Genomic DNA, 23,992 nt, shown 5'->3' with positions numbered 1-23,992 from the left:
GGGCCTACGGCTTCCAGCCCGGATCCCGTCCGCTCAGCCCCACCGCCCGGTCGAGGAGCGGTGCGTCCGCCGGTACCGGCACCACCGGCCCGAAGATGCCTCCGCCGCCGGTCGGGTCCTCGGCCGCCGCCAGCAGGAAGGTGTACGAGGCCTGGAGCGCGGTCGGGTCGGGGTCGTAGGGCTGGCCGGTGGCCACGGCCAAGTCCCAGCCGTGGACGACCAGTTCGTCGGCCACGACGGCGGCGGCGATCTCGCCGGGGAGGTCGATGCCGCCCGCGCGGGTCATGCCGGTCCAGGCGGCCGGGTCGCGCCAGGCCTCGGCGAGTCCGTCGAGGATCTTGGGGAACTCCTCGCGCCAGCCGGGGCCGATGTCCGAGGCGGTGACGTCCGGCGCGGTGTCCGTCATGACGCCCAGGTCCTTGCGCGCGGCGTCGCGGAAGGCCACGGACAGGCCGAGAAGGTGTCCCAGCATGTTGCGTACGGCGGTGCCGGGACACGGGGTCACGTCTCTGAGCTGCTCGTCGGTGACGCCCTCCACCAGCCGGGCGACGACACGGGTCTGCGGGCCGAGGTCGAAGATGCTGTCGGTCATGCGCTTCCCTCCCGGGGATCGGTCTCACTCAGGGGGTAGACCGACGGCGGCCCGGGAACTCATCGCCCGGCCCCGGATCGGTTCCCGCGCGGACGGTCCCCGGCGCAGACACCACAGCGCGATCACCGGGTCGCAGCTCGCACAGCCCAGCGAGGGGTCGCGGGCGAACGGGACGATCGGGTGCCCCTTGAGGTGGTGCACGATGTCCCACCCGGTGTACAGCAGTCAGCCGACGCCGATCCAGGTGCACGATTCCAGGTCGCGGTAGGCGACACAGGTGGCGACCGCGGTGAACACGAACTCCCAGCCGCCCAGGCCGCCTCCGCTGAGATACGCCGCCCCCGCTGCCGTCACGGCGTTGAGGCGCCGCCGGTGCGCTTCGGGGACGAGGGACATGAGCAGCACGTAGAGAAGGCCGACGACGATCGGCATGAGGTGGCGCATGCGCCGACGTCAGAACCGTCCCGCCCGCCGCCCCAGGGGTGTTGCCGACAGCTTGCGACGGGTTCCCGCCCGCGCCGCGCGGCGCGTTTCTAGGGCACCTGCCCGATGCCGCACCCCCGGCCTTAGACCCACGATGACCAGGCATGACGAAGAACTGGACGGTGACCCGCATCCTGCGGGACCGCGACGCGGGGCTGTATTTCACGGGGCTGGTGGTGTCCGCCTTCGGCACGTCCGCGCTGGGGCTGGCGGCCGGCGTGTGGGTGAAGGACCTCAGCGGCTCGAACGGTCTGGCCGCGCTGTGCATGTTCGCGGTCTGGGCGCCGACCCTGGCCGGCCCGGCCCTCGGCACGATCGCCGACCGCGTCCGCCGCAAGCCCCTGCTGATCCGCACGAACCTCGGCCTGGCCGCCCTCCTCCTCACCCTCTTCGCCGTCGACTCGCGCGCCGACCTGTGGCTCCTGTTCACCGTCCTGCTCGTCTACGGCACCGTCGTCGTCGTCCAGGACCCCGCCGAGTCGGCTCTCGTAACCGCCGTGGTGGACCGGGATCTCCTCGGCGACTTCAACGGGCTGCGGACGACCGCGGTGGAGGGCATGAAACTGGTCGCGCCGCTGACGGGCGCGGGTCTGTACGCCGCGTTCGGCGGGCCCGTGGTGGCCTGTCTCGACGCGGTGACGTTCGCGCTGGCGGCGGGCCTGTGGCTGTTCGTGCGCGCACACGAGGAACGGCCCCGGCGCCCCGCCGGCGACTGGCGGGCCCAAACCGCCGAGGGCGTCCGCGAGTTGTGGGGACATCCCCGGCTGCGCCCACTGGTCCTGGCGGGCGGGACCATGATGTTCCTCGCCTCCCTGAGCAGTTCGACGAACTACGCGATCGTCGAGGCCCTGGGGCACGCTCCCGCCTACACGGGGGTGCTCTACGTGGCCCAGGGCCTCGGCTCGGTCGCGGTCGGGCTGGTCTCCGGGCCCGCGCTGCGACGGCTCGGCGAGCGCCGGTTCGGGGCGGCCGGGATCGCCCTCGCGGCGGTCGGGGTGGCCGCGCGGGCCGTGCCGTCCGACCCGGTGGTCCTGGCGGGCGGCGCGGCGGTCGGTCTGGGGCTCCCGTGTGTACTGATCGCCGCGTTCACCGCCGTACAGCGGGAGTTGCCGGGTCCGCTGCTGGGCCGGGCGACCGCCACCGCCAACACCCTGATCTTCACACCGAACGTGTTCGGACTGGCGGCGGGCGCGGCGCTGGTCGAACTGGTCGACTTCCGGCTGCTGTTGAGCCTGGTCGGGCTGGCGCTGATCGCAACGGGGACGTGGCTGGGGCTGGTTGGGACGGGCGCGATCCCGGCACTTTTCGGGAGGAAGTCCGGCTCGGATCAGAGCCCGGTCAGCGCCGACCGCACCTCCGCCAAGTCCCCGTCCGACGCCAACCCCGCGTGATACAGCCGCAGTTCCGTCGCCCCGAGGCCCCGCGCCCGTGCCGCGTCCGCCGCGAGTGCCCCCGGGCGTCCGCCCATCCCGGAGACCACCGTGAAGTTGGCCGCCAACACCCCACCGTCCAGGCCCTGTTCGGCGAACGGGGTCAGCAGGCCCGCGCCGCCCGTGCAGGGGACCACCACACCGTCGGCCACCGAGAGGATGTGTCCGGGGTCCACGCCCGCGTTGGCGCCGCAGTGGTACGACTCAGGGTCCGCGTGCAGCAGGACCTGGAAGTCGGCGGGTGCGGCGGCCCGCACCGCGGCGACCGCCGTCTCCTGGAGTGTGCGGGCCCTGTCGTCGCGCCATGCGCACGTGGCCGTCGCGTTCGCCTCACCAAGAAGTTTCTCGACCCCCGCCCAGCCGCCGTCGGAGGGCGCCCCCTGCCACACCGGTTCCAGCCCGGCCCGCACCACCGCCGCCAACTCCTCGGCGTCGAGGCCCTGTTCGCCGTAGCCCTCCCGGCAGGCCGGGCAGAAGCACAGGGACATCAGGTACTGACCCGCGTCCCCGAGTGGCACTCCGCCGGTCTTGTCGTGGGCGTGCAGATGGGCGAGGCCGTACCAGCCCAGGGACTCCAGTTCGGTGCCGTGCGCGCCGGGGCGGACGGCCGCTTCGGCGGCGAGGTCGACGAGGTACGCGCGCGTGGCGGGCTGGGCGATACAGGGTGCCCAGGGGTAGCGGTCGCCGTAGGCGTTGACCACCGAGGTGTCCGGATGTTCCGCGCCCAGGCGGGAGTTGTGGGCGAGTACCACCCAGGTGTGCACCTCCAGGCCCGCGTCCGCGAGGGCGGCGGCGGCCTCCCCGTAGGCGTCGCCGGGCGCCCAGTCACCGGCCGCGTACGGCCTCAACTCCCGCCCCTGCCAACGGGAGTCCGGCGGGTACAGGACGGCCGCGTGCTCGGCGGTGACCACGCGGTGGCGCGGGTGACGGGGGGTCAGCGCGCGCGTGGAGTGGTATGCGGAGGCGAGGGTCGCCTGCCGGACACCGAGCCCGGCGATCCTCTCGGCCGCCCCGGGGTCGCCGTTGACGTCCCAGGGGTAGACGAATGCCGATGCCTTCACGCGTCCTCCTCCATCTGCGAGTCCATCTGCGAGTCCATCTGCGCCTCGATCAACGTGTAGCCGCGCTCGATGAGTTGGGCCAGTTGTTTGACATGGTCCTCGGTCGGTTCCGTCAGCGGCGGGCGGACCTCTCCGACGTCCAGACCTCGCATCCGTACGCCAGCCTTGACCAGCGAGACCGCGTAACCGCGTCCCTGGGCGCGCAGTTCGACGAACGGCCGGTAGAAGCCGTCCAGGAGGCGGTTCGCCGTGGTGTCGTCGCCGGTCGCGAGAGCCCGGTGGAAGGCGAGCGCGATCTCGGGGACGAAGCAGAACACGGCGGAAGAGTAGAGGGTGATGCCGATGCCCCGGTAGGCGAGCTGGGTCTGTTCTGCGGTGGGCAGGCCGTTGAAGTACAGGAAGTCGCCGGGGACTTCGCTGCGTACGGTGCTCACGATCCGCTGCATCAGGTCGAGGTCGCCCAGGCCGTCCTTGAAGCCGATGACGCCCTCGGTGCGGGCGAGTTCGACGACCGTGGACGGGGTGAACACGGCGTTGTCGCGCTGGTAGACGATGACGGGCAGCGCGGTCGCCGCGGCCACCTCCCGGTAGTGCCGCAGCAGTCCCTCCTGGCCGGCGACGACCAGGTACGGCGGCATGGCGAGCAGCCCGTCCGCCCCGGCGGCCTCCGCGAGCCGTGCGTACCGTACGGCGAGCGCGGTGCCGTAGCCCGCGCCCGCGACCACCGGCACCCGGCCCCCGGTCGCCTCCACGGCGGCCCGCACACACGCCTCGAACTCCTCGGGCAGCAGCGCGTGGAACTCCCCGGTGCCGCAGCACGCGAACACGGCGGCGGCGCCGGCCTCGACGCCCTGGCGGACGTGCGTGCGGTACGCGTCGAGATCGACGGCGCCGTCGGGGCCGTACGCGGTGACGGGGAAGAACAGCGGCCCGCTGGGGACAGTGAGCCGATCGGCGAGAGGGGCTGGCGTCACGGGCTCTCCCTTGAAACAGACGCGTGCGTTCTTCTGATCAACGTCTACATTTCTGAACAGTGCCACCCTAAGGATCTGCCTCAGGGCGGGTCAAGCAGGCAATTGAGCGAGAAGGAGGCGGATTTCCCAGGTCCGCGCCACACTTGACGGGCATGGTGACCGATCCTTAGCTTGTCCATGCATGTGAATAACGTTCACGCATGAGGCCACTGATCCTAGGAGACCGAGGATGCCCGCTCCCCGCACCGTTCTGCTCACCGGCGCCGCAGGCGGGCTCGGCACCCTGATGCGGGACCTGCTCCCCTCCTACGGCTACGACCTGCGGCTGCTGGATCTGCGCCCGATCGAGGGCGAGCCGGACGCGATCACCGCCGACCTCTCCGACCGGGCGGCGCTCCGCGAGGCCGTGCGCGGCGTCGACGCGATCATCCATCTCGCGGGCATCTCCCTGGAAGCCTCCTTCGACAAGATCCTCGCGTCGAACATCCAGGGCACCTACAACCTCTACGAGGCCGCCCGCGAGGAGGGCGTCGCCCGCGTCGTCTTCGCCTCCTCCAACCACGCGGTGGGCTACACCCCGCGCCCCCAGGGCGACGACCCGCTCATCCCGATCGACACCCCGCACCGCCCCGACACCTTCTACGGCCTGTCCAAGTCCTTCGGCGAGGACCTGGCGCAGCTCTACTGGGACAAGCACGGCCTGGAGACCGTCTCCGTCCGCATCGGCTCCTGCTTCCCTGAGCCCAGCAGTGTGCGCATGCTGTCGATCTGGATGAGCCCCGCCGACGGCGCCCGCCTCTTCCACGCGGCCCTGACCGCCGAGGACGTACGGCACACCGTCGTCTACGGCTCCTCGGCCAACACCCGCCTGTGGTGGGACCTGTCGTCCGCGCGGGCGCTCGGTTACGAGCCGCAGGACGACTCCGAGCCGTACGCCGAGAAGCTGATCGCCGAGCAGGGCGAGCTGGAGCCGGGCGTCGAGGCGCACGCGTATCTGGGCGGTCACTTCGTGAACGACCCGCCGATCTGGCCGTACTGACGGTCGAGCCGTAGCAGCATCGGCCGCACTGACGGAAAACACACCTTCGTGGCGGCGGGCGGGCACCGAACGGGCCCGCCCGCCGGCGTGTTCGGGCACGGGCGCTGCCCGATCTCACGCCCCGGCGCACAGCGGCGCAGGTCCGCGACGGGCACAGCACGCGGTAAACGGTCACACACGGGCAGCATCGGGCGTGCAACAGGCCTGGTCAGTGCCGCGCACCCGCTGTAGAACTTCCCCCAAGGGCCCCACCGGGCCCGAACGGGCAGTACTCCGGGTGAGCGGGAAGGCGGTGTCGGCCATGGGGACGAGTTCGGCGGAAGAACGTCAGCGGGAGATCGTCCGCGCCGCGCGCCGCACCGGCTCGGTCGACGTCACCGCGCTCGCCTCCGAGCTGGGCGTGGCCAAGGAGACCGTACGGCGCGATCTGCGCGCCCTGGAGGACCACGGGCTGATCCGCAGGACCCATGGCGGGGCCTACCCCGTGGAGAGCGCCGGTTTCGAGACGACACTCGCCTTCCGAGCCACCAGCCATGTCCCGGAGAAGCGCCGGATCGCGGTCGCCGCGGCCGAGCTGCTCGGGGACGCCGAGACGGTCTTCGTCGACGAGGGCTTCACCCCCCAGCTCATCGCCGAGGCGCTGCCCAGGGACCGGCCGCTGACCGTGGTCACCGCGTCCCTGCCGGTCGCGGGCGTGCTCGCCGAGTCCGAGAACACCTCGGTACTGCTGCTCGGCGGCCGGGTCCGGCACGGCACCTTGGCGACCGTGGACCACTGGACGACGAAGATGCTCGCCGGCTTCGTCCTCGACCTCGCCTTCATCGGCGCCAACGGCATCTCCCGCGAACACGGCCTGACCACGCCCGATCCCGCCGTCAGCGAGGTGAAGGCACAGGCCATCCGCGCCGCCCGGCGCACCGTGTTCGCGGGCGTGCACACCAAGTTCGGGGCGGTCAGCTTCTGCAGGTTCGCCGAGATCGGCGCCCTGGAGACGATCGTCACGAGCACGCTGCTCCCGTCGGCCGAAGCCCACCGCTATTCACTGCTGGGGCCACAGGTCATCCGCGTCTAGCACTCCGCCGACGCAAGGTTTGAAAACCCAACTCACCCACCAGGGGTGTGCCATTCCCGCGCGCACCCCTTTTCTCCCCATACGTGCAGGAGCGATCCATGCGAACCCAGAGCCGACGACGGCCGCCGCGAGCCAAGCTCGCCCTGGCCGCCGCAGGGACGCTGCTCGCCCCGCTGCTCTCCGGCTGCTGGGTCGGAGCGGGCGGCGCCGGATCAGGCGGCAACTCGATCAACGTCCTGATGGTCAACAACCCCCAGATGGTCGAACTCCAGAAACTGGCCCCGCACTTCACGAAGGAGACCGGCATCAAGGTCAACTTCACGGTGCTGCCCGAGAACGACGTCCGCGACAAGATCAGCCAGGACTTCGCCAACCAGGCCGGCCAGTACGACGTGGCGACCCTCTCCAACTACGAGATCCCGATCTACGCCCGCAACGGCTGGCTGCACGAGATGGACTCGTACGTCGCCAAGGACCCCGCCTACGACGAGCAGGACGTCCTCAAGCCGATGCGGGAGTCCCTGACCGCCGACGACGGCAAGCTCTACGGGCAGCCGTTCTACGGCGAGTCGTCCTTCCTGATGTACCGCAAGGACGTGCTGGCCGAGAAGGGCCTCACCATGCCCGCACACCCGACCTGGACCCAGGTGGCCGACATCGCCGCCAAGGTCGACGGCGCGAAGTCGGGCATGAAGGGCATCTGTCTGCGCGGGCTGCCCGGTTGGGGCGAGCTGATGGCGCCGCTGACGACCGTCGTGAACACCTTCGGCGGCACCTGGTTCACCAAGGACTGGAAGGCGCAGCTCGACTCCCCCGCGTTCGAGCAGGCGACGAAGTTCTATGTCGACCTCGTCCGCAAGCACGGCGAGTCCGGCGCGGCCCAGTCCGGCTTCGCCGAGTGCCTCAACAACATCACCCAGAGCAAGGTCGCCATGTGGTACGACGCCACCTCGGCGGCGGGCTCGCTGGAGGCCAAGGGCTCTCCGGTGAAGGGCAAGATCGGCTACGTCCCCGCGCCCGTCGAGAAGACCGACTCCTCCGGCTGGCTCTACACCTGGGCCTGGGGCATCCAGAAGGCGTCCCACAACTCCGACAAGGCCTGGAAGTTCGTGTCCTGGGCGTCCGGCAAGGAGTACGAGCAACTGGTCGGCGAGACGGACGGCTGGTCCAACGTGCCGGCCGGCAAGCGCGCCTCGACGTACACGAACCCCGAGTACGTGAAGGAGGCCGCCGCCTTCCAGGAGCAGACGAAGGAGGCCATCGAGGGCGCCAAGCCCAACGACCCGGGTGTGCAGCCGCGGCCCGCGCCCGGCATCCAGTTCGTCGACATCCCCGAGTTCACCGACCTCGGTACGAAGGTCTCCCAGGAGATCAGTTCGGCCATCGCCGGACGGCAGTCCGTCGACTCGGCCCTGAAGAAGTCCCAGAAGCTCGCCGAGAAGATCTCCAAGGAGTACGAGGGACGATGACCGCCACGACAACGGCCCCTCTGGCCGCCAGCCCGACCCGTACCGCGCGGCAGCCCTCGGACAAGCTGCGCTCCTGGGCCACCCGTGCCCCGCTGCTCCCCGCCCTGGTCTTCATGATCGTCGTGACCCAGCTCCCGTTCGTGGCCACGCTGGTGATCTCCTTCTTCGACTGGAACGCGCTCTATCCGAAGGCCCGGCACTTCACCGGTTTCGACAACTACCAGCAGGTCCTCAGCAACGCCGACCTGCGCCACTCGGTGTGGACGACCGTCCTGCTCACCGTGGCGGTCGTGCTGGCCAGCCTGGTCTTCGGCCTGCTTCTCGCACTGCTCCTGGACCGCAGGTTCCGCGGCCGGGGATTCGTCCGCACCCTGCTGATCGCCCCGTTCCTGGTGGTGCCGGTGGCCGCGGCCCTGCTCTGGAAGCATGTGCTCTACAACCCTGAATACGGCCTGCTCAACGGGCTGTTGCACTATGTGGGCGGCCCACAGCCGGACTGGATCTCCAACACCCCGCTGCTCGCGGTGGAGGCATCGCTGGTGTGGCAGTGGACGCCGTTCATGATGCTGATCCTGCTGGCCGGGCTGCAGAGCCGCGACCACCAGCAGATCGAGGCCGCGAAGGTGGACGGCGCCAGCGACTGGCAGGTCTTCCGCTATCTGACGCTGCCGCATCTGCGCCGCTATCTCGAACTCGGCGCCCTGCTCGGCTCGATCTACATCGTCCAGAACTTCGACGCGGTCTTCACGATCACGTCCGGCGGCCTGGGCACCGCCAACCTGCCCTACACCGTCTACCAGAGCTTCTACCAGGCCCACGAGAACGGCCTCGCCTCGGCGGCCGGCGTCCTGGTCGTCATCGGCTCGATCATCATCGCGACCTTCGCCCTGCGGGTCGTGTCGTCCCTGTTCCGAGAGGAGGCGTCGCACGCATGAGCAGCATCGCCGTACGCGCGCGTGCCCGCCGCAAAGGCTCGGGCCTCGGCCTGGTGGCCTGGCTCCTGGGCATCGTGTTCTTCCTGCCCATCGCCTGGATGGCGCTGACGTCCTTCCACTCGGAGGCCGACGCGGCAACCAATCCGCCGTCCTTCGGGGCCGCCCTCACCCTGGACGGCTACCGGGAGTTCTTCGGGACGGGCGGCGGCGCGAGCCCCTGGCCCGCGCTGGTCAACTCCCTTGTGGCGTCGGTGGCTTCGACGCTCTTCGTGCTGCTGCTGGCGTTCCCGGCGGCCTACGCGCTGTCGATCCGGCCGGTGAAGAAGTGGACGGACGTCCTGTTCTTCTTCCTGTCCACGAAGATGCTTCCCGTGGTGGCGGGCCTGCTGCCGATCTACCTGTTCGCGAAGAACGCCGGGATGCTGGACAACATCTGGCTCCTGGTCATCCTCTACACCTCCATGAATCTGCCGATCGCGGTGTGGATGATGCAGTCCTTCCTCGCCGAGGTCCCGCTGGCCGTCATCGAGGCGGCGCAGATCGACGGCGCCCGGCTGCCGACGATCCTCGCGCGCGTGGTGGCCCCGATCGCCCTCCCCGGTATCGCGGCGACCGCCCTCATCTGCTTCATCTTCAGCTGGAACGAGCTGCTGTTCGCCCGGGTCCTCACGGGGGTCGTAGCCGAGACCGCGCCCGTGTTCCTGACCGGCTTCATCACCAGCCAGGGCCTGTTCCTGGCGAAGGTGTGCGCCGCGTCGCTCGTCATCTCCCTGCCGGTGCTCGCCGCGGGGTTCGCCGCCCAGGACAAGCTGGTCCAGGGCCTCTCCCTGGGAGCCGTCAAATGAAGGCCGCCGTCATCGAGTCCGTGGGCCGCGCCGTCGTCACCGAGGTCCCGGACCCGACGCCGGGTCCCCGCGAGGTCGTCGTCGAGGTCGCCGCGTGCGGCCTCTGCGGTACCGATCTGCACATCCTCCAGGGCGAGTTCGCGCCCAAGCTGCCGATCGTGCCGGGCCACGAGTTCGCCGGCGAGATCGTCGCGGTCGGCACCCAGGTCACCGAGGTCTCGGTCGGCGACCAGGTGGCCGTGGACCCGTCGCTGTACTGCCACGAGTGCCGGCAGTGCCGCAACGGCCACAACAACCTCTGCGAACGCTGGGCCGCGATCGGCGTCACCACGGCGGGCGGCGCGGCCCAGTACGCGCTGGCCCCGGTGGCGAACTGCGTGAAGCTGCCCGAGCACGTACGCACCGAGGACGCGGCCCTGATAGAACCGCTCTCCTGCGCGGTGCGCGGGTACGACGTCCTCCAGTCCCGCCTCGGCGCGCATGTCCTGATCTACGGCTCCGGGACCATGGGCCTGATGATGCTGGAGCTGGCCAAGCGGACCGGCGCGGCGAGCGTGGACATCGTGGACCTGAACCCGGCCCGTCTGGAGACGGCCCGCACGCTCGGTGTCTCCGGGTCGGCGGCGAACGCGGACGAGCTTCAGAGGCCGCAGGGCTGGGACCTCGTGATCGACGCGACCGGCAACGCGGCGGCGATCCAGGACGGCCTGGACCGGGTGGCGAAGGCGGGCACGTTCCTTCAGTTCGGGGTGGCCGACTACGCGACCCGGGTGTCGATCGACCCGTACCGCATCTACAACCAGGAGATCACCATCACCGGCTCCATGGCCGTGCTGCACAGCTTCGAGCGCGCGGCGGAGCTGTTCGCGAACGGGGTGCTCGACCCCGGGATCTTCATCAGCGACCGGATCGAGCTGGAGCGGTACCCGGAGGCGCTGGAGCAGTTCGCGGCGGGGGTGGGGCGGAAGATCGTGGTGATTCCCTGAGCGAATCGACGGGGATTCGAGCCAGTACTTCCAAAGCTTGGCCAATTGGTCACTTGGTAAGGGAACGGCAAAATGGTCTCGGTCGTTCACGAGGCATGACAGCTATGACCCCTGGCTCGAACATCCCTCTTCCGGTCTCCCGGGTGGCGGTCGATGTCGCCGCCCCCGTGCGGCTCGACGTGTCGAGCCTGCTGCTCACCGGCGACGGCAAGGTGCGCTCGGACGACGACTTCATCTTCTACAACCAGCCGAACGGCCCGGGTGTGACGTACCGCTCCGGCGGCGGTACGTCCCCGGACGCGATCACCGTCGACACGGCCGCGGTGCCGCCCGGGATCGAGAAGATCGTCGTCACGGCGAGCCCCGACGCCGCGGGGCAGACCTTCCAGGGCATCGAGCCCACGGCGACGATCCGCAGCGCGGACGACGGCTCGGTGCTGGCCACCTTCACACCCCCGCAGCTCGGCGCCGAGACGGCACTCGTGGTCGTCGAGATCTATCTGCGCAACGGCGTCTGGAAGGCCCGCGCGGTCGGCCAGGGATACGCCGACGGCCTGGCGGGCATCGCCACGGACTTCGGCGTCTCGGTGGAGGAACCCGCCGCGGCGCCGGTCGCTCCGCCGGCCCCGATGCCTCCGCCCGCCCCTGCCACGCAGGTCCCCATGGCGCCTCCGGTGCCCGCCGCTCCCCCGGCCCCGCCCGCCGCTCCGCCGCTCGGCGCCGGCAAGATCAACCTCGACAAGGGCCGCGTCAGCCTCCAGAAGAACCAGACGGTGTCCCTGGTCAAGGGCGGCCGGCCGTTCCTCTCCCAGGTCAAGATGGGCCTCGGCTGGGAGCCCGCGTTCCGCGGCAAGGACATCGACCTGGACGCCTCGGTCATCGCCTACGGCCCGCAGCGCAACCACGTCGACAGCTGCTACTTCGGCAAACTGTCGATCCTGAACGGCGCGATCAAGCACTCCGGGGACAACCTCACCGGCGAGGGCGGCGGTGACGACGAGGTGATCGTGGTCGACCTCGGCCGCATCCCCCAGGAGGTCACCGGCCTGGTCTTCACGGTCAACTCCTTCTCCGGCCAGAAGTTCACCGAGGTCGCCAAGGCCTACTGCCGCCTCCTGGACGCCGCGACCGGCGAGGAACTGGTCCGCTTCGACCTCACCAACGCCGAGGCCCAGACCGGCGTCATGATGGCCAAGCTCGTCAAGCAGTTCTCCGGCGAATGGGACATGACCGCGATGGGCGACTTCGTGAAGTCCCGCACGGTGCGCGGCATGGTGAAGCCGGCGGCCCAGGCACTGTAACCACCACAGAGACAGTCCTACGACCGCTGCGGGCGCCCCTGTTCGAGGGGCGCCCGGCGTTGTTCATTCCCCCCGTGTCCTCTGACATCGAAGTTGGATCGTTTGCCATCGAAGTTGGACTGGTCGGACGGTGGTGTGTCGTGACGCGATGGGTGTTACCTGGTCCCGGTTTCTGCCATCTGTCGTTGTCGATCATCTGCGACTCTTCGGGATGAACCTCACCTCGGCTGGGCAGTAAGGTCTGCCGCTTGGCGAACGCGCGATCTGTTGTCAGTGGCGTGCGCTTGGATAGGCCGCATGACTGTTCACGACGTTGCCGAGGCTCTTCCTGATATCGCGACGCTGCGGGATCGGTGTCGGTCGATAGCCATGCTGGAGGCTGTGCTGAACCCTGACGGTGAGCGCTACTACTCATTCAGCCGGGCCTGGTCCGAGACGGAGGAGATCGCCTCCATGCGCAACGGCTCGGGGGACGAGTTCGACATCATCTTCTCGCCGGCGGGCGCGTATGTCCGAGGATTCGACCACGAGTCGGAGATGAGCCCATATGTCGACGACGCACCCTGGCCAGGCGTAGTGGACTCGGTCCACGAGGTGTTCCGCAGTTGCGTCGAAGAGGCGGCCTTCACAGACGACGGAATGCCCAGGGTGACGGCTTGCATGTGGCGTGAGGCGGGAAGCGAGCACTGGCAGGCAGGAGAAATTGACTTCCCTGAAGACAACGCCGACCCCGACGGTTCTGGTTGGCTGTTCCACCTGCTGGTCGACCCATCGCCGGAGGCATTTCAGAAGTTCGCGGAGGACTACTACGAGATCCCGGTCGACATCCACGCGGTGCGCCACGTATATGCCCTTCGGCCACTGACCCATGACGTGGTCACCGCATTGAACGACAAGGCATCCCTGGCCGGCATTGCCGACTGGCTCTGTTCACGAGTTGCGACAGCACCTGTACGCGAGTTTGGGAGGCACCCGCATCATCAGGGCATATCGAACTGTTCATGAGATTCGACAGCACCCGTTCGCGGCGAAGGGCCTCGCTCGGATCCAAATGGGGCAGGTTGACCGCCGGGGATTCCTGCGCCGAAGGCCCGGTGGGCACGAGTTGCGCCCCCAGTTCCTGATCTGCGGTCAGCCGCCGACGCCAGCCGTAACCGTCTTCCGTTGCGCGGGAAGGGAATGAGCTGCTGGTGCCCAAGGAGATCTTCGACGGTTCGTCAGAGGGTGGGGAGGATGCCTCCGTCGACCGAAATGGTGATGCCGGTGAGGTAGGAGGCGCGTGGGGAAGCGAGGAAGACGATCACCTCTGCGGCTTCTTCGGGCTGTCCGGGGCGGCCGAGCGGGGTGGCGAGGCGCTGGTGGAACTCCTTGCGGATGATGTCCAGGTCGCGGCCGGTGCGTTCTGCCGCCTGCCGCAGGCTTGCTTCGACGGCGTCGGTCTCGATGACTCCAGGCATGACCGCGGTGACGCGCACGCCGTGTGGGCCGCAGGCGGTCGCGAGGCTCTTGCTGTAGGCGTTGAGGGCGGCTTTGGCGGCGGCGTACGGGGCACCGTTGGGCTGAGGGTAACGGGCGGCGTTCGATGACACGTGGACGACTGCCCCGTGGCCCTGTGCCGTCATATGCGGGACGAGGAGGCGGTCGAGGCGGACGGCGGACAGCAGGTTGGCTTCGAGGTTGGCCAGCCAGTCCTCGTCGGTCGCAGTGAGGACGCCGTCGGGTACCTGGGTGTTGCGTCCGGCGTTGTCGACGAGTACGTCGATGCCGCCCAGAAGGTCGAGCGCTGCGGCTGCCGCCTGCTCGGCCCCGTCGGAGGTGTTCAGATCGGCGGTCACCACTTGTACCCCGGTGGGGACTTCGGCTCGGTTGCGGGCGACGGCGACCACGTGCGCGCCGGCCGTGACCAGACGGCGCACCGTGGCGGCGCCGATGCCGCGGGTTCCCCCGGTGACGACGGCGCGTGTTCCGTGCAGGCCCAGATCCGCACTCGGATCGGGGAGCAGGGTCGGACGGGTGGGCGACATGGCGCTCCTCGGGTGAAGGGGGGGCGGTACGGAGGCGGAAATGCTTTCGGTTCATTAATCGTGCAGGTGCATTATTAATGTAGGAACCTACACGATCATGTGAGATAAAGTGAACGGGTGACCTCGGCTACCTCCACCGCCTCCGGCCCGGCGCTGCTCGACGAGCACCGCAACAGCCCAGGCCTCATGCTCGCCCTTCTGGGGCACGAGGCCATGCGTCGTCTGAGGGATGCGCACACCGCCAATAACCTCACGCCGCGGCAGTTCCATATCCTCGGGCTGCTCCACGATCGCGGTCCGTTGGCGCAGACCGACCTGGCCGCCGAGACAGATACCGCGGCCAGCGTGCTCGTCACGCAGCTCAATCCTCTGGAGGACGAGGGACTGGTGACGCGCACGCGTGACCCTCGCGATCGGCGCCGCCACCTGGTCGTGCTGACGGAGGCGGGACAGCAGCGGCTGCAAGACGCGGCAGCCGCGCAGCAGGAGGTGGAAGACGGCCTCTTCCGCTCGCTGACCGGCACTCAACGCTCGCAGTTGGCACAACTCCTTGTCCTGGTGCGCGACGATCTGACCGACGGCAACGAGCACTGCGGCACCCCGACCTCTCTCGACAGGAAGACGTCGTAAAGCCGTGAGGGGGGGGCTAGGAGCCCGAAGCGTTTTCGGGCCCGGCCGACGACGGGGCCCTCTTGGTTGCTCGATTCGGCCAGGCAACTCCGCGAGACCACGAGGCCCTCGTCGCGATCGGCGGCTCACCCCCAAGAACAGCGCAGGGCACGGCGAACGCGCCCCCCGGCTCGCCCCCTGCGGCTACCGACGAGGAGCCGATGTGGGTGCTGTCGCTTCTCGTGAACATCGAACACGGCCCTGCCGGGGCGCTGCCCGAAGTCACGTACATCCGCTGTCGGAACTCGTGAACAGAGCCAGCCGACGCAGCCGCCGCGATCGGCTATGCCATCGCAACCGGCTCGGCTCCCTGACCTGAACCTGCCGGAGGGGCCTCGAGGATGAGGAGCGCGCCTGTCAGAGCGTCTTGAGCAGCTTCGCCAGTCCTCTGACAGTGAAGTTGCATCAGGGAGCTGGCGAGTCTGCAGCGAGTCGCGCCGCTCGTCGACGGCGAGAGGCTCGTGCCTTGCAGGTCGGTGAGCACGTCAGGCGCACTTGTCGGCTGCCTGGTTCGAGCGGATCGCCGCATCCGGCGCAGGTCTTCGGCTGGCCTGGATAGGGGCCATCTGGTGCCAGCGCGGTGGTGTGCCCTTGCCGCTTCCTCCATGCCCAGTCGCTGCAACGCTCGGAACAGCAGCGCCTGTTGATGACTCGGCCGATGGGTTTCTGGCAAGCCTCGCAGTTGGCGAGGGGGATGGCTTCTCGCTCGCGTCGTCGTTTCCTGTAGGCGGCCTCACGACATGCGTGTGAACAGTAGCGACGTAGTTCCGAGGCTCCGACGGAGAGGCTTCGCTCGCAGTGGGCGCAGGAGATGCTGCGCCGCGGTTCGGGCTTCTCGGGAAGTCTTCTGCGGTAGCTCTTCGTGTGGCAGGCAGCTGAGCAGGTGCGACGCTGATTGCTGCTCTCGATGGATATGGGAGAACCGCACTCCTTGCAGCGGCCATGCCCGAGGATGCCCCGCAGCCCGGCCACGTCTCGGCCGGTTGCGGCGGCCAGCCGTTCCCATTGGGGCTCGCCGCGGTGCCAAGGCGGCTCCCGCAGAACGCGGCGCAGGTAGTCGGTCTTGAGGAAGTTCGCCTCCGCGAGCCGTTCGATGAACGATTCGCGGCCCTCGCCCGCAACGGGTCGGACCTGGAACGGGAGAATGGTCAGCTCGGCTGCTGGCAGCGTGGGCTTGCTGCGGGTCACCGGTCGGTCGTCGCCGGCAGGGGGCGGGAGAACTGAGCGGCGGCGTCGAGCGGGATGGCCTGCAGTCCGCGTTTCGTGATCTTCTCACTGCCGTCGAGGATCGCGTCGATTGCGGCGCCGCGGATCTGGTGGGAGAGCGCTCCGATCATTCCCCCGGTCTGGTCGTGGAGGAAGCGGTCGAGCTTGGCCAAGGTTCCGGGTTCGTGCTGGTGCAGCAGCAGAGTGCTTTCCAGCGTCTTGACCAGGCATTTCCATTCGTTGTTGTAGGGGAAGGGGTGGGAGGGGATGAGGGTGAAGCGCCCGGCGATCTGGGCGCCTCGGGTGCCGGAGAGCAGGGTGCTGTGCTCGATGTCGATTCCCGCGTAGATGAATGTGGCCGGGATGCGCTCGGAGAAGTACTTGAGCGTGTCGGCGACCTCGGCGCCGTGCCGGGTGGTGAGCGAGTTGTTGTGGAGCTCGTCGACCAGGACCAGGCCGGTGCGGGCCTTGGTGCAGACCCCGACGACGGCCTCGATGATGTCGGTGATGTTGAACTGGCGGGTCGTGGGCAGCCCCAGGAAGCGTGCGAACTCGGCTGCGATCATGCGGGGTGTGGCGGCCGGTGGGACGGTGACGTAGAGGACCGCAATCCGGTCGGGCGAGTCAGGGTGGCGGGCCCTGTCCGACAGTTCGTGGGCAAGTCCGAGCTGGGTGATAGCGATGGTCTTTCCGGTGCCGGCCGGGCCCGACACCATCAGCCCGCGACGGGCGCTAATGGCGTGACGGTTCAGCAGGATGAGCCGGCGTCCGCTGGTAACGGTGTGGCGGACCGTGGAGGTGGCCACCACTCGCAGGCGGGCGTGATGGTCCAGACGCGCCTCGTCGTAGTGTTCGCGGTCCGCGTCGTCGAGCGCCGCGTACTCGCCTGCCGACAGCAGGACCGGCGGCGTCGGCGGGTCCTGCGTGAACTCCTGCCAGCCCGCCCGCGTGCTCAGGTGCCGCTCCGTGTCGGTGGCCAGGGTCTGCGACGTCTTCATGTGCGCTTCCAGGGGTTCTCGCGGGGGTCGAACAGGCCCAGGGGAATCACGTCTGCCAGAGGCTCCTCCGCCTCAGACGGCTCCTGCCCGGAGGGCCTGTCCCGCGGTTCGGGCTCCGGGTCCGGTGCAGGCAACGGCAGCGGCGTCGAGGGACGGGCGGCCCTGGTCCGGGCCGCGACCCGGCGGTCCTTCTTCGAGCTCTTGGCCTTCTGCGTCTTCTCAGGCCCGGCGTGGGCCCGGGTCAGCAGTGCGGCGACCGCGTCGGCGATCTCGGCTTCGGTGGCTCCGGGCAGCTTGCGGGCTTCGTGGTCCCAGGCCAGCTCGCCGAAGGGCACCGGGACTCGGTTCAGATGCTTCCAGAAGGCCGGCACCCACTCGCCCCGGCCGCGGTGGTTGCGTACCCAGATCCGGGAGACGTCGTAGGGGTCGCGGTGAACCTCCCACAGCCCCCTCTTCGCCGTGACGCCGGAGTTCTGGCGCCGCATCGGCCCGAGGTCGGCGCTGTTGTAGGTGCGGTTCTTGATCTTGATGCCGTAGTCGTTGACGACCCGCCACTCGGCGGGCAGCAGCTCGATGTAGTCGTTGCCGCCCAGGGCGACCGGGACGTAGCCGCAGGCCTCGACGAGGGCGGCGTACTTCTCGTTCGGCGTGAACAGCCGGCCCGGGTGGGACGGGTCGCGCAGCCCGTCGTGCGGACGGTTCTGCCAGCGGGCGACGATCCACTCGTCCAGCAGGTCCTGGAGCTCAAGGAGAGACCAGGCCCGGCCCTGGTCAAGGTTCCGGCCGCGGTGTTCGGGGCTGCGGCCGGTGTAGGTGGGCAGGAACTGGGCGAACAGCGAGGCCACCGAGCCGAGCATCCGCTCGATGTGCCCCTTCTCGAACGGCGAGCCCTTGTGAGTGGGCAGGAAGTCGATCTCCAGGAAGCGGCAGGACGACTTAAAGTTCCGCGAGATGAAGACCTTGCCGTGGTCGCAGACGATCGTCTCCGGGACGATCACGGGCCGGGCGGCGGCGTGCTCGAGGCGTTCGTCCAGCGTCAGCAGGCGGCGGTGCGGCAGCACCGACCGGGACATCTTCAGCGCGTCCACCCAGCCCGGCCGCATCGGCTCCGGGGTGACGGTGCGGGCCAGCAGCACGCTGGCGTCGACCGACTTCGTCGTGGGCCGCAGCACCGCCGCGGTCAGCGACCTCGTCGCGACATCGATCATGGCCGTGAGCTCGACCTTGCCCACCACCCCGTTGTCCAGGAGAACCAGGACGTCGAGCGGGGTGGAGTCGATCTGCATCACCTCGCCCGGCGCGAACACCTGTAGCTCGCCGAACTCACCGCTCGCCCCGTTGGCCCGGGACCTTCGGGTCGTGGCCGAACCGAAGGTGTGCGTGTTCCCGGTTAGCTTGTCCAGCAGCCGGTAGAGGGTCCGCTCGGACGGCAGCTTGACCGCCCGGCCGGCGGACGTCTGCCGGAGGATCTCGCCGGTCCGCCAGAGCAGGAACGTCCCCCGCCGGGTCGAGGCGTCCGTCGCCTCCGCGATCGCCTGCCGCATGGCCGCGACCACGGCATCGTCCACGGACCCGAACTCGCGCTTCTTGCGGACCGGACGATGGTCCGCGAGCCCGACGACCCCGTCGGCCTGGTAGCGGCGCCGGTAGTTCGCGACCGTCTGAGCAGCGACTTTGTGCCCGGCAGCGGTCAGCTCGGCGGCCTTGGCCCGCTGCCGGGCCGTCAGCGAGCGGTCCGGCCCGTACTCGGGTCGCGGCGATGTCCCCGGCTCGGCGCCGGGCGGCAGCCCGTGCAGGACCTCCAGGATGTGCCCCTCCCACCACAGGGCCTTCTCCCTCACCGTCTTCGGGAATGTCTCCAGCAGCGATGCCGCCGGCAGCGGCTGGCGCACCGGGACGTCGACGACCGCGAAGTCGTCTTCCCGCAGAAGCGCGTCCAGCTCGACGGCGACCGCCGGCCCGTCCGTTTCGGTCAGCGTGACCGTCGTCGTGGTCACCGCAGTCACCGCGCGGACCTGCCCGTCGAAGCGGACCCAGGCCCCGACTTCAATGCCCGCCGGTCGTCGCATCGCGCTCACCGGCTCCGTTCCTTCCAGACGGTGCTGTGGTCGTGCAGCAACTCGCCCCGCAGATCGGCGGTCAGGACGCCGGACCACATCAGGTGGAACAGCACCGGCAACACCGCCAGCCGGTCGCCCGCCGCCAACACGCCCTCCACCAGCGGCGCGGGCTCCTCGAAGGCCTCCAGTAGACGTGCCGTGATCAACCATCGCAGACACCGGCGCCGCCGGTAGCGGGCCAGCCACCGCACGTTCGCCATGAAGACCGGCTCAGGGGTCCCGGCCCGGACGAACTCCCAGCCCACAGCCCGGCAGGCCAGCTCCGTCGCCTCGAACGACTCGGCCGCAGCGTCATCGACCCGGTCATCGGCCCGCACATCCACTACGCGGCCACGGCCGTCAGCGAGCCGCGCGAAGTAGTCCGGCGCGTGCCGCCGCCGGCGGATGCCGTCGTGCCAGTGCAGCCAAAACGGCTGCGAGGCGATCCCCACCACCTGCGGATCGCGGTCCATCAAGATGAGCTGGTCCCGCTCCAGCCACGACTCGTAGCCGACGTGATCCCGGGACGTCGCGCAGTAGTACCAGCCCGCGAAGCTCTCGACCCCCTTGGTCCAGCGGAAGTCCCGGACCGGCTCCACCGCCTCGAACGGCGTCCTCCACCCCTGACCCAAGGGCTGCCGGCGCCGACGCCCATGCTCAAGAAAGTCCAGCTCAAAGGCCGATAACGCGGCGTCCCCGTACACAAGAGCCGGTACCCCCACCCTGCCCCCAGCCCTCTCGGTCCAACATCAATGGCAGGAACGTAGTGGTTGTCCAACTTCCCTGGCAGTCGGTCCAGGTTCAGCGTCAGAGGACACCCTCGCCCTGATCACCACCAACTTCCCCGAAGGGCCGCGCCGTCACCACGCGCTCGGCATCTACACCTCCATGGCGGGCATCGGCGCCTCGATAGGTCTCGTCATCGGCGGCATGCTCACCTCGTGGGCGTCCTGGCGCTGGTCCCTGCTGATCAACGTGCCGATCGGCGCGGCCGTGGCCCTGGCGCTGCCCCGTTTCGTCGGCGAAACCCCGCGCCACGCGGGCCGGTTCGACGCGGCGGGCGCGCTCACCGGCACCGCCGGGATGACCTCGCTGGTGTACGCGTTCATCCGGGTCTCCTCGGACGGCTGGGGCGATCTCCAGGCGCAGTTGGGCTTCAGCGCGGCGGCGGCACTGCTGGTGGGCTTCACCCTGGTCGAGTCCCGCGCCGACCAACCCATCATGCCGCTACGGCTGTTCGCGAGCCGCAACCGCGCGGGCGGCTACGTGGGTGTCCTGCTGCTGCCGGCGGGCATGTTCGGCGCGTTCTACTTCCTCACCCTGATCAGCCAACGGGTCCTGGACTACAGCCCGTTGCGCGCGGGCTTCGCCTTCCTGCCGCTGACCCTGGCGATGTTCACGGTCGTGCGTTTCGTACCGCGCCTGCTCGCCCGGCTCGGTGCGAAACCGGTCCTGCTCACCGGCATGGCCCTGCTCGTCGCATCGGCGGCCTGGCTCTCGCAACTCGGCCCCGACGACGGCTACTTGACCGGTCTCCTCGGTCCGCTCCTCCTGATGGGCGTGGGCGTCGGCCTCAGCTTCATGCCGCTCAACGCGACGATCCTCGCGGGCATCCAGCCTCGCGAGGCGGGCTCCGCTTCCGGCCTCCTGCAGACCCTCCAGTGGCTCGGCGGCACCCTCGGACTGTCCGTCCTGGTCACCGTCTTCGGCACGGCGACCCGGCACGCGACCGGATCGCCGACCGACATCCTCGTCCACGGCTCGGCCCGCGCGTTCGCCGTCGGCGCGCTGATCGCCCTGACCGCGCTGCTGGTGTCGGCGTTCGTGATCACCGGCAGGAAGGCCGAGGAGGCCGCCCGGAGCAGGTCTTCCTGACGGGTTCGCCGGACGGATCGGAGCCCCGGGCGCGCGGGGACCGTCGTCACCCGCGCACCCGGAGCACATGATTCCGTTCAGTGCGCCGGGGGTGGACCGGTGTTCTGCTCGGCCGGTCGCGTGCTCGCGCCCGTGAGCGTCCGGGATGCGCCCGGAGGCCCGGCCGTGCCTGCGTTCAGACGGCGTCGCAGGACGAGTGCCCACCACAGGGAGCCGACGACCAGGACGACCGACACCGTCACGGCGTTCTGGTTGTTCTCCGCGGGGATCGTGAGCACGGCGATGACGACGCCGCACCACAGGAGTGCGAACCCGACGACGGGGTTCAGCCAGCGGCCGAGGTCGAAGACCCCTTTGGTGGCCGCCGGAATGGTGCCGCGCCGTTCGGCGACCGCCGTGGCGGTCATCGTCAGCGCGTAGGTCAGGTAGTAGGTGAGCCCGACCATCGCGTAGATCTTGCCCACAAGACCGGAGTTGAGAAGGTTGAGCACGACGGCCACGACGGTGACGACGATGGCCGGGACGGGTGCCTTGCTGCGCCGCCCGACGCTCTGCAGGCCCTTCGACGCGGGAAGCATGTTGTCGCGGGAGAGCGCGAAGATCATCCGGGTGGCGACCGCCATGTTGGCGATGAGGCAGGCGAAGATCGAGGCGAAGGCCACCATGATCATCAGTGCCCGGGCGAACGGCCCGACCTGCTGCGAGATCAGCTTCAGCACCGGGTTCTCCGACCCGGTCAGGAAGGCCGCGGGACTGTTCGGCATGGCCATCGCCAGCAGGACGAAGACCACGAAGCCGATGATCCCGGAGACGACGACCGAGCGGAACATGGCGCGTGGCGCCGCCCTGCGCGGGTCGACCGTCTCCTCGGCGAGGTCCGCCGCGCCCTCCCACCCGAGCAGCACGTAGACCGGCAGCAGACCGGCCAGCGCGACGCTCGTCAGCGTGACCGGCTTCCCGGTCAGCGGCCTGGCGTCGGCGAGGATCGACAGTCCCTGGGTGTGCTTGAAGAACACCAGGACACCCGCGGCCAGGACCAGCACCAGGACGAACGTGCCGATCAGCTCGATCGACGCACCGATGTTGTTGATCCGGGTCGCGACCTTGACCCCGATGATGTTGAGCACCGCGGCGACGAGCGTGCAGCCGATCGACAACGCCTGGATCTGGTGGGTGGTGGGGTGCTGCCAGATCTCGGGGGCGAAGACCGTGCCGACCGCGGCGGCGGTCCCGGCGGTGCCCGCGAGGAAGGAGACCAGCGCGATCCAGCCGGTGAACGAGCCGAAGTGCGGCCCCACCAGCCGACTGGACCACTGGTAGGCGTAGCCGGTGATCGGCATCCGTCCGGACAGGTGGGCGTAGACCGCGACCAGGGTGAGCACCATGGGCAGGACGAGCAGCCACAGCAGCACCGCGGCGCCGCCGACCCGCGAGAACGGGTCGGTGAACAGGGTGACTATGCCGGTGTTGATCGAGACCATCGAGAAGGCGAGCGCGAACGCGGTGAAGGAACTCATCGACCGGTTCAGCTACTGGCCGTAGCCCAGCGCGGCGAGGTCCTCGGCGTCGGTGGTTCTCGCCGGCAGGTCTTCGGCAGCGGTCATGACAGCCCTCCTGCGGTCCCGGTGGTCTTCTCGACCTCGGTCAGCACCTCGTCCAGGACGTCGAGTGCGGTGGCCAGGTGGTCCCGGCTGATGTCGAGCGGCGGCTTGACCTTGATCAGGTTGCCGAGTCCGGCGTAGCGGCTCTCGCCGAAGATGACGCCGCGCTCCTGCGCCAGCTCGAACACGGCGTGCACCTCGGCGGTGGCCGGCTCCTTGGTGACCCGGTCGCGGACCAGCTCGATCGACACCATCAGTCCTGGTGAGCGTACGTCGCCGATGAGCGGATGGCGGGTCTGCATCTCGCGCAGCCGTTCGGTGGCGTACTCGCCGTGCGCGGTCGCGCGCTCGCACAGGCCGTCGTCGATGATCGCCCGGACGGCGGCCAGGCCGGCGGCGACGGAGACGGGGAACTGGCCGAAGGTGAGCTGGTCGTCGCCGGGCAGGAAGGCGGCGAAGCGGTTCTTCGCCAGGACTCCGGCGAGGGGGAAACCGCCGCCGACGCCCTTGCCGAAGACGAGGACGGCCGGCTCGATGCCGTAGTAGTCGCTGGCCCACATGCGGCCGGTGCGGCCGAGGCCGGTCTGCACCTCGTCGATGATCAGCATGATGCCGAGCTCGTCGCAGATCTCGCGGATGTCGCGGTGCCAGCGCTCGGAGAACCCGTTGTGACCGCCGTTGCCCTGGATGGGTTCGTAGATCAGCGCGGCCACGGGGCCTTCGGTGCCCTTGGTGAGGATGTCGCGGACGACCTTGAGCGTCAGTTCGGTGTCCTGGTCCGCGGTCAGGCCGGGGCGCGGCCGGTACAGGTCGGGGCGCGGGAGCCGGAGGAACTGCGGCTGGAGCACCCCGAAGGCGTTGCCAGGGTGCGGCCAGCTCGCCGCCATGGTGGTGATCGAGCGGCCGTGGTAGGCGTCGTGCCGGGCGTCCGGGCGGTTGCGCAGGGCGAGCTTGAGCGCCGTCTCCACCGCCATCGAGCCGTGCAGGGTGAAGCCGACGCGGTCCAGACCGTCGGGGGCTATCGACACGAGCAGTTCGGCGAGTTCCAGCAGGGCCGGGGTGTGGAACGTCGGCCGGGCATGGGTGATCTGCCGGGTCTGCTCGATCGCCGCCTCAATGACGCGCGGGTCGTTGGCGCCGAGGTTGTTCGACCAGGCCTGTGCGGTGCAGTCGATGTACTCCTTGCCTGCCTCGTCCCACACCAACGAGCCGCGCGCCTTGACGAGGGTGAGCTTGTCCGGATCGCCGCCCGCCGGCTCGTGCAGCAGGACTTCCCGGCCCCGGGCGTGGGCCTGTGCCTGATGGATGAGAGTGTCTGTCACGGCGACTCCGT

The 23,992-nt window shown here is 69.5% G+C and carries 19 protein-coding genes and 2 pseudogenes; 11 read left to right on the top strand and 10 right to left on the bottom strand.

Translation table 11 applies throughout. The annotated features are described in order from the left end of the window. Window positions 1-4 precede the first annotated feature (4 nt). Window positions 5-592, bottom strand: a complete 588-nt coding sequence (locus AB0I51_RS25480) for a TIGR03086 family metal-binding protein (RefSeq protein WP_362978797.1) — start codon at window positions 590-592, stop codon at window positions 5-7. A gap of 24 nt (window positions 593-616) precedes the next feature. Beyond that, window positions 617-1,036: pseudogene (locus tag AB0I51_RS25475) on the bottom strand (DUF6010 family protein). 143 nt (window positions 1,037-1,179) lie between these two features. On the opposite strand from AB0I51_RS25475, the gene AB0I51_RS25470 reads away from it, so the two are divergent. Next, window positions 1,180-2,466 (top strand): MFS transporter, encoded by a 1,287-nt coding sequence (locus tag AB0I51_RS25470; protein ID WP_362978795.1) that lies wholly within the window; start codon window positions 1,180-1,182, stop codon window positions 2,464-2,466. Here the strand turns inward: AB0I51_RS25470 and AB0I51_RS25465 are convergent. Together AB0I51_RS25465 and AB0I51_RS25460 are read right to left on the bottom strand one after the other, a co-directional pair. Beyond that, on the bottom strand, window positions 2,403-3,566 hold the full coding sequence (locus AB0I51_RS25465) for a hypothetical protein (protein WP_362978793.1): 1,164 nt from the start codon (window positions 3,564-3,566) through the stop codon (window positions 2,403-2,405). The genes AB0I51_RS25470 and AB0I51_RS25465 overlap by 64 nt on opposite strands. Beyond that, a complete protein-coding gene (locus AB0I51_RS25460; protein WP_362978791.1) occupies window positions 3,563-4,540 on the bottom strand; it encodes a 5-dehydro-4-deoxyglucarate dehydratase in 978 nt (325 codons plus the stop codon). Before AB0I51_RS25460 ends, AB0I51_RS25465 begins: the two co-directional genes overlap by 4 nt. A gap of 229 nt (window positions 4,541-4,769) precedes the next feature. On the opposite strand from AB0I51_RS25460, the gene AB0I51_RS25455 reads away from it, so the two are divergent. From AB0I51_RS25455 to AB0I51_RS25420, 8 genes are all read left to right on the top strand, one after another. Beyond that, window positions 4,770-5,579, top strand: a complete 810-nt coding sequence (locus tag AB0I51_RS25455) for an NAD(P)-dependent oxidoreductase (RefSeq protein ID WP_362978789.1) — start codon at window positions 4,770-4,772, stop codon at window positions 5,577-5,579. A gap of 301 nt (window positions 5,580-5,880) precedes the next feature. Next, window positions 5,881-6,651 carry a DeoR/GlpR family DNA-binding transcription regulator gene (locus AB0I51_RS25450; RefSeq protein WP_362978787.1) on the top strand — a complete coding sequence of 257 codons (771 nt, stop codon included), beginning with the start codon at window positions 5,881-5,883 and terminating at the stop codon, window positions 6,649-6,651. A 98-nt stretch (window positions 6,652-6,749) separates the two neighbouring features. Continuing rightward, window positions 6,750-8,120 (top strand): sugar ABC transporter substrate-binding protein, encoded by a 1,371-nt coding sequence (locus AB0I51_RS25445; protein WP_362978785.1) that lies wholly within the window; start codon window positions 6,750-6,752, stop codon window positions 8,118-8,120. Beyond that, the gene (locus tag AB0I51_RS25440) at window positions 8,117-9,055 is read left to right on the top strand and encodes a sugar ABC transporter permease (RefSeq protein ID WP_362978783.1); all 939 of its coding nucleotides are present in this window, start codon (window positions 8,117-8,119) and stop codon (window positions 9,053-9,055) included. Before AB0I51_RS25445 ends, AB0I51_RS25440 begins: the two co-directional genes overlap by 4 nt. Then, window positions 9,052-9,900, top strand: a complete 849-nt coding sequence (locus tag AB0I51_RS25435) for a carbohydrate ABC transporter permease (protein WP_362978781.1) — start codon at window positions 9,052-9,054, stop codon at window positions 9,898-9,900. The genes AB0I51_RS25440 and AB0I51_RS25435 overlap by 4 nt, the downstream gene beginning before the upstream one ends. Then, window positions 9,897-10,886, top strand: coding sequence for a zinc-dependent alcohol dehydrogenase family protein (locus AB0I51_RS25430; RefSeq protein WP_362978779.1), 990 nt, complete (start codon window positions 9,897-9,899; stop codon window positions 10,884-10,886). The genes AB0I51_RS25435 and AB0I51_RS25430 overlap by 4 nt, the downstream gene beginning before the upstream one ends. A 104-nt stretch (window positions 10,887-10,990) precedes the next feature. Beyond that, window positions 10,991-12,187: a TerD family protein gene (locus tag AB0I51_RS25425; RefSeq protein ID WP_362978777.1), complete on the top strand. Its 1,197-nt coding sequence runs from the start codon at window positions 10,991-10,993 to the stop codon at window positions 12,185-12,187. 297 nt (window positions 12,188-12,484) lie between these two features. Further along, a complete protein-coding gene (locus tag AB0I51_RS25420; protein WP_362978775.1) occupies window positions 12,485-13,192 on the top strand; it encodes a hypothetical protein in 708 nt (235 codons plus the stop codon). Between the two features lie 212 nt (window positions 13,193-13,404). Here the strand turns inward: AB0I51_RS25420 and AB0I51_RS25415 are convergent, their stop codons facing one another. Beyond that, window positions 13,405-14,211 carry an oxidoreductase gene (locus AB0I51_RS25415; protein WP_362978773.1) on the bottom strand — a complete coding sequence of 269 codons (807 nt, stop codon included), beginning with the start codon at window positions 14,209-14,211 and terminating at the stop codon, window positions 13,405-13,407. Between the two features lie 117 nt (window positions 14,212-14,328). On the opposite strand from AB0I51_RS25415, the gene AB0I51_RS25410 reads away from it, so the two are divergent. Further along, the gene (locus tag AB0I51_RS25410; protein ID WP_362978771.1) at window positions 14,329-14,841 is read left to right on the top strand and encodes a MarR family transcriptional regulator; all 513 of its coding nucleotides are present in this window, start codon (window positions 14,329-14,331) and stop codon (window positions 14,839-14,841) included. Window positions 14,842-16,064: 1,223 nt separating this feature from the next. On the opposite strand, the gene AB0I51_RS25405 is transcribed toward AB0I51_RS25410, so the two are convergent. Genes AB0I51_RS25405 through AB0I51_RS25395 form a run of 3 tightly spaced genes read right to left on the bottom strand, consistent with a single transcriptional unit; the run spans window position 16,065 to window position 19,905 of the window. Further along, window positions 16,065-17,084 (bottom strand): ATP-binding protein, encoded by a 1,020-nt coding sequence (locus tag AB0I51_RS25405; RefSeq protein WP_362978769.1) that lies wholly within the window; start codon window positions 17,082-17,084, stop codon window positions 16,065-16,067. Further along, entirely contained in the window at window positions 17,081-19,162 is a 2,082-nt protein-coding gene (locus tag AB0I51_RS25400) for a Mu transposase C-terminal domain-containing protein (protein WP_362978767.1), read from the bottom strand. Before AB0I51_RS25400 ends, AB0I51_RS25405 begins: the two co-directional genes overlap by 4 nt. Continuing rightward, window positions 19,159-19,905, bottom strand: a complete 747-nt coding sequence (locus AB0I51_RS25395) for a TnsA-like heteromeric transposase endonuclease subunit (protein WP_362978765.1) — start codon at window positions 19,903-19,905, stop codon at window positions 19,159-19,161. Before AB0I51_RS25395 ends, AB0I51_RS25400 begins: the two co-directional genes overlap by 4 nt. Window positions 19,906-19,999: 94 nt before the next feature. Here AB0I51_RS25395 and AB0I51_RS25390 point away from each other — a divergent pair. Then, window positions 20,000-21,058 (top strand): annotated as a pseudogene (locus tag AB0I51_RS25390) (MFS transporter); the annotation flags it as partial. A gap of 77 nt (window positions 21,059-21,135) precedes the next feature. On the opposite strand, the gene AB0I51_RS25385 reads toward AB0I51_RS25390, so the two are convergent. After that, a complete protein-coding gene (locus AB0I51_RS25385; protein WP_362978763.1) occupies window positions 21,136-22,575 on the bottom strand; it encodes an APC family permease in 1,440 nt (479 codons plus the stop codon). 83 nt (window positions 22,576-22,658) lie between these two features. Next, the gene (locus tag AB0I51_RS25380) at window positions 22,659-23,981 is read right to left on the bottom strand and encodes an aminotransferase class III-fold pyridoxal phosphate-dependent enzyme (RefSeq protein ID WP_362978761.1); all 1,323 of its coding nucleotides are present in this window, start codon (window positions 23,979-23,981) and stop codon (window positions 22,659-22,661) included. Between the last annotated feature and the right edge of the window lie 11 nt (window positions 23,982-23,992).

It is taken from the genome of Streptomyces sp. NPDC050549, assembly GCF_040655035.1.
In the GTDB taxonomy this organism is placed as follows: domain Bacteria; phylum Actinomycetota; class Actinomycetes; order Streptomycetales; family Streptomycetaceae; genus Streptomyces.
This window is presented reverse-complemented; position numbering and strand designations above follow the sequence as displayed.

What these genes read in the sequence shown, in the direction of transcription:
- AB0I51_RS25425 (WP_362978777.1), top strand. Translation starts at nt 10,991, where the DNA reads ATGACCCCTGGCTCGAACATCCCTCTTCCGGTCTCCCGGGTGGCGGTC.
- AB0I51_RS25440 (WP_362978783.1), top strand. Translation starts at nt 8,117, where the DNA reads ATGACCGCCACGACAACGGCCCCTCTGGCCGCCAGCCCGACCCGTACC.
- AB0I51_RS25445 (WP_362978785.1), top strand. Translation starts at nt 6,750, where the DNA reads ATGCGAACCCAGAGCCGACGACGGCCGCCGCGAGCCAAGCTCGCCCTG.
- AB0I51_RS25415 (WP_362978773.1), bottom strand. Translation starts at nt 14,211, where the DNA reads ATGTCGCCCACCCGTCCGACCCTGCTCCCCGATCCGAGTGCGGATCTG.
- AB0I51_RS25480 (WP_362978797.1), bottom strand. Translation starts at nt 592, where the DNA reads ATGACCGACAGCATCTTCGACCTCGGCCCGCAGACCCGTGTCGTCGCC.
- AB0I51_RS25435 (WP_362978781.1), top strand. Translation starts at nt 9,052, where the DNA reads ATGAGCAGCATCGCCGTACGCGCGCGTGCCCGCCGCAAAGGCTCGGGC.
- AB0I51_RS25455 (WP_362978789.1), top strand. Translation starts at nt 4,770, where the DNA reads ATGCCCGCTCCCCGCACCGTTCTGCTCACCGGCGCCGCAGGCGGGCTC.
- AB0I51_RS25385 (WP_362978763.1), bottom strand. Translation starts at nt 22,575, where the DNA reads ATGAGTTCCTTCACCGCGTTCGCGCTCGCCTTCTCGATGGTCTCGATC.
- AB0I51_RS25450 (WP_362978787.1), top strand. Translation starts at nt 5,881, where the DNA reads ATGGGGACGAGTTCGGCGGAAGAACGTCAGCGGGAGATCGTCCGCGCC.
- AB0I51_RS25470 (WP_362978795.1), top strand. Translation starts at nt 1,180, where the DNA reads ATGACGAAGAACTGGACGGTGACCCGCATCCTGCGGGACCGCGACGCG.
- AB0I51_RS25430 (WP_362978779.1), top strand. Translation starts at nt 9,897, where the DNA reads ATGAAGGCCGCCGTCATCGAGTCCGTGGGCCGCGCCGTCGTCACCGAG.
- AB0I51_RS25405 (WP_362978769.1), bottom strand. Translation starts at nt 17,084, where the DNA reads ATGAAGACGTCGCAGACCCTGGCCACCGACACGGAGCGGCACCTGAGC.
- AB0I51_RS25420 (WP_362978775.1), top strand. Translation starts at nt 12,485, where the DNA reads ATGACTGTTCACGACGTTGCCGAGGCTCTTCCTGATATCGCGACGCTG.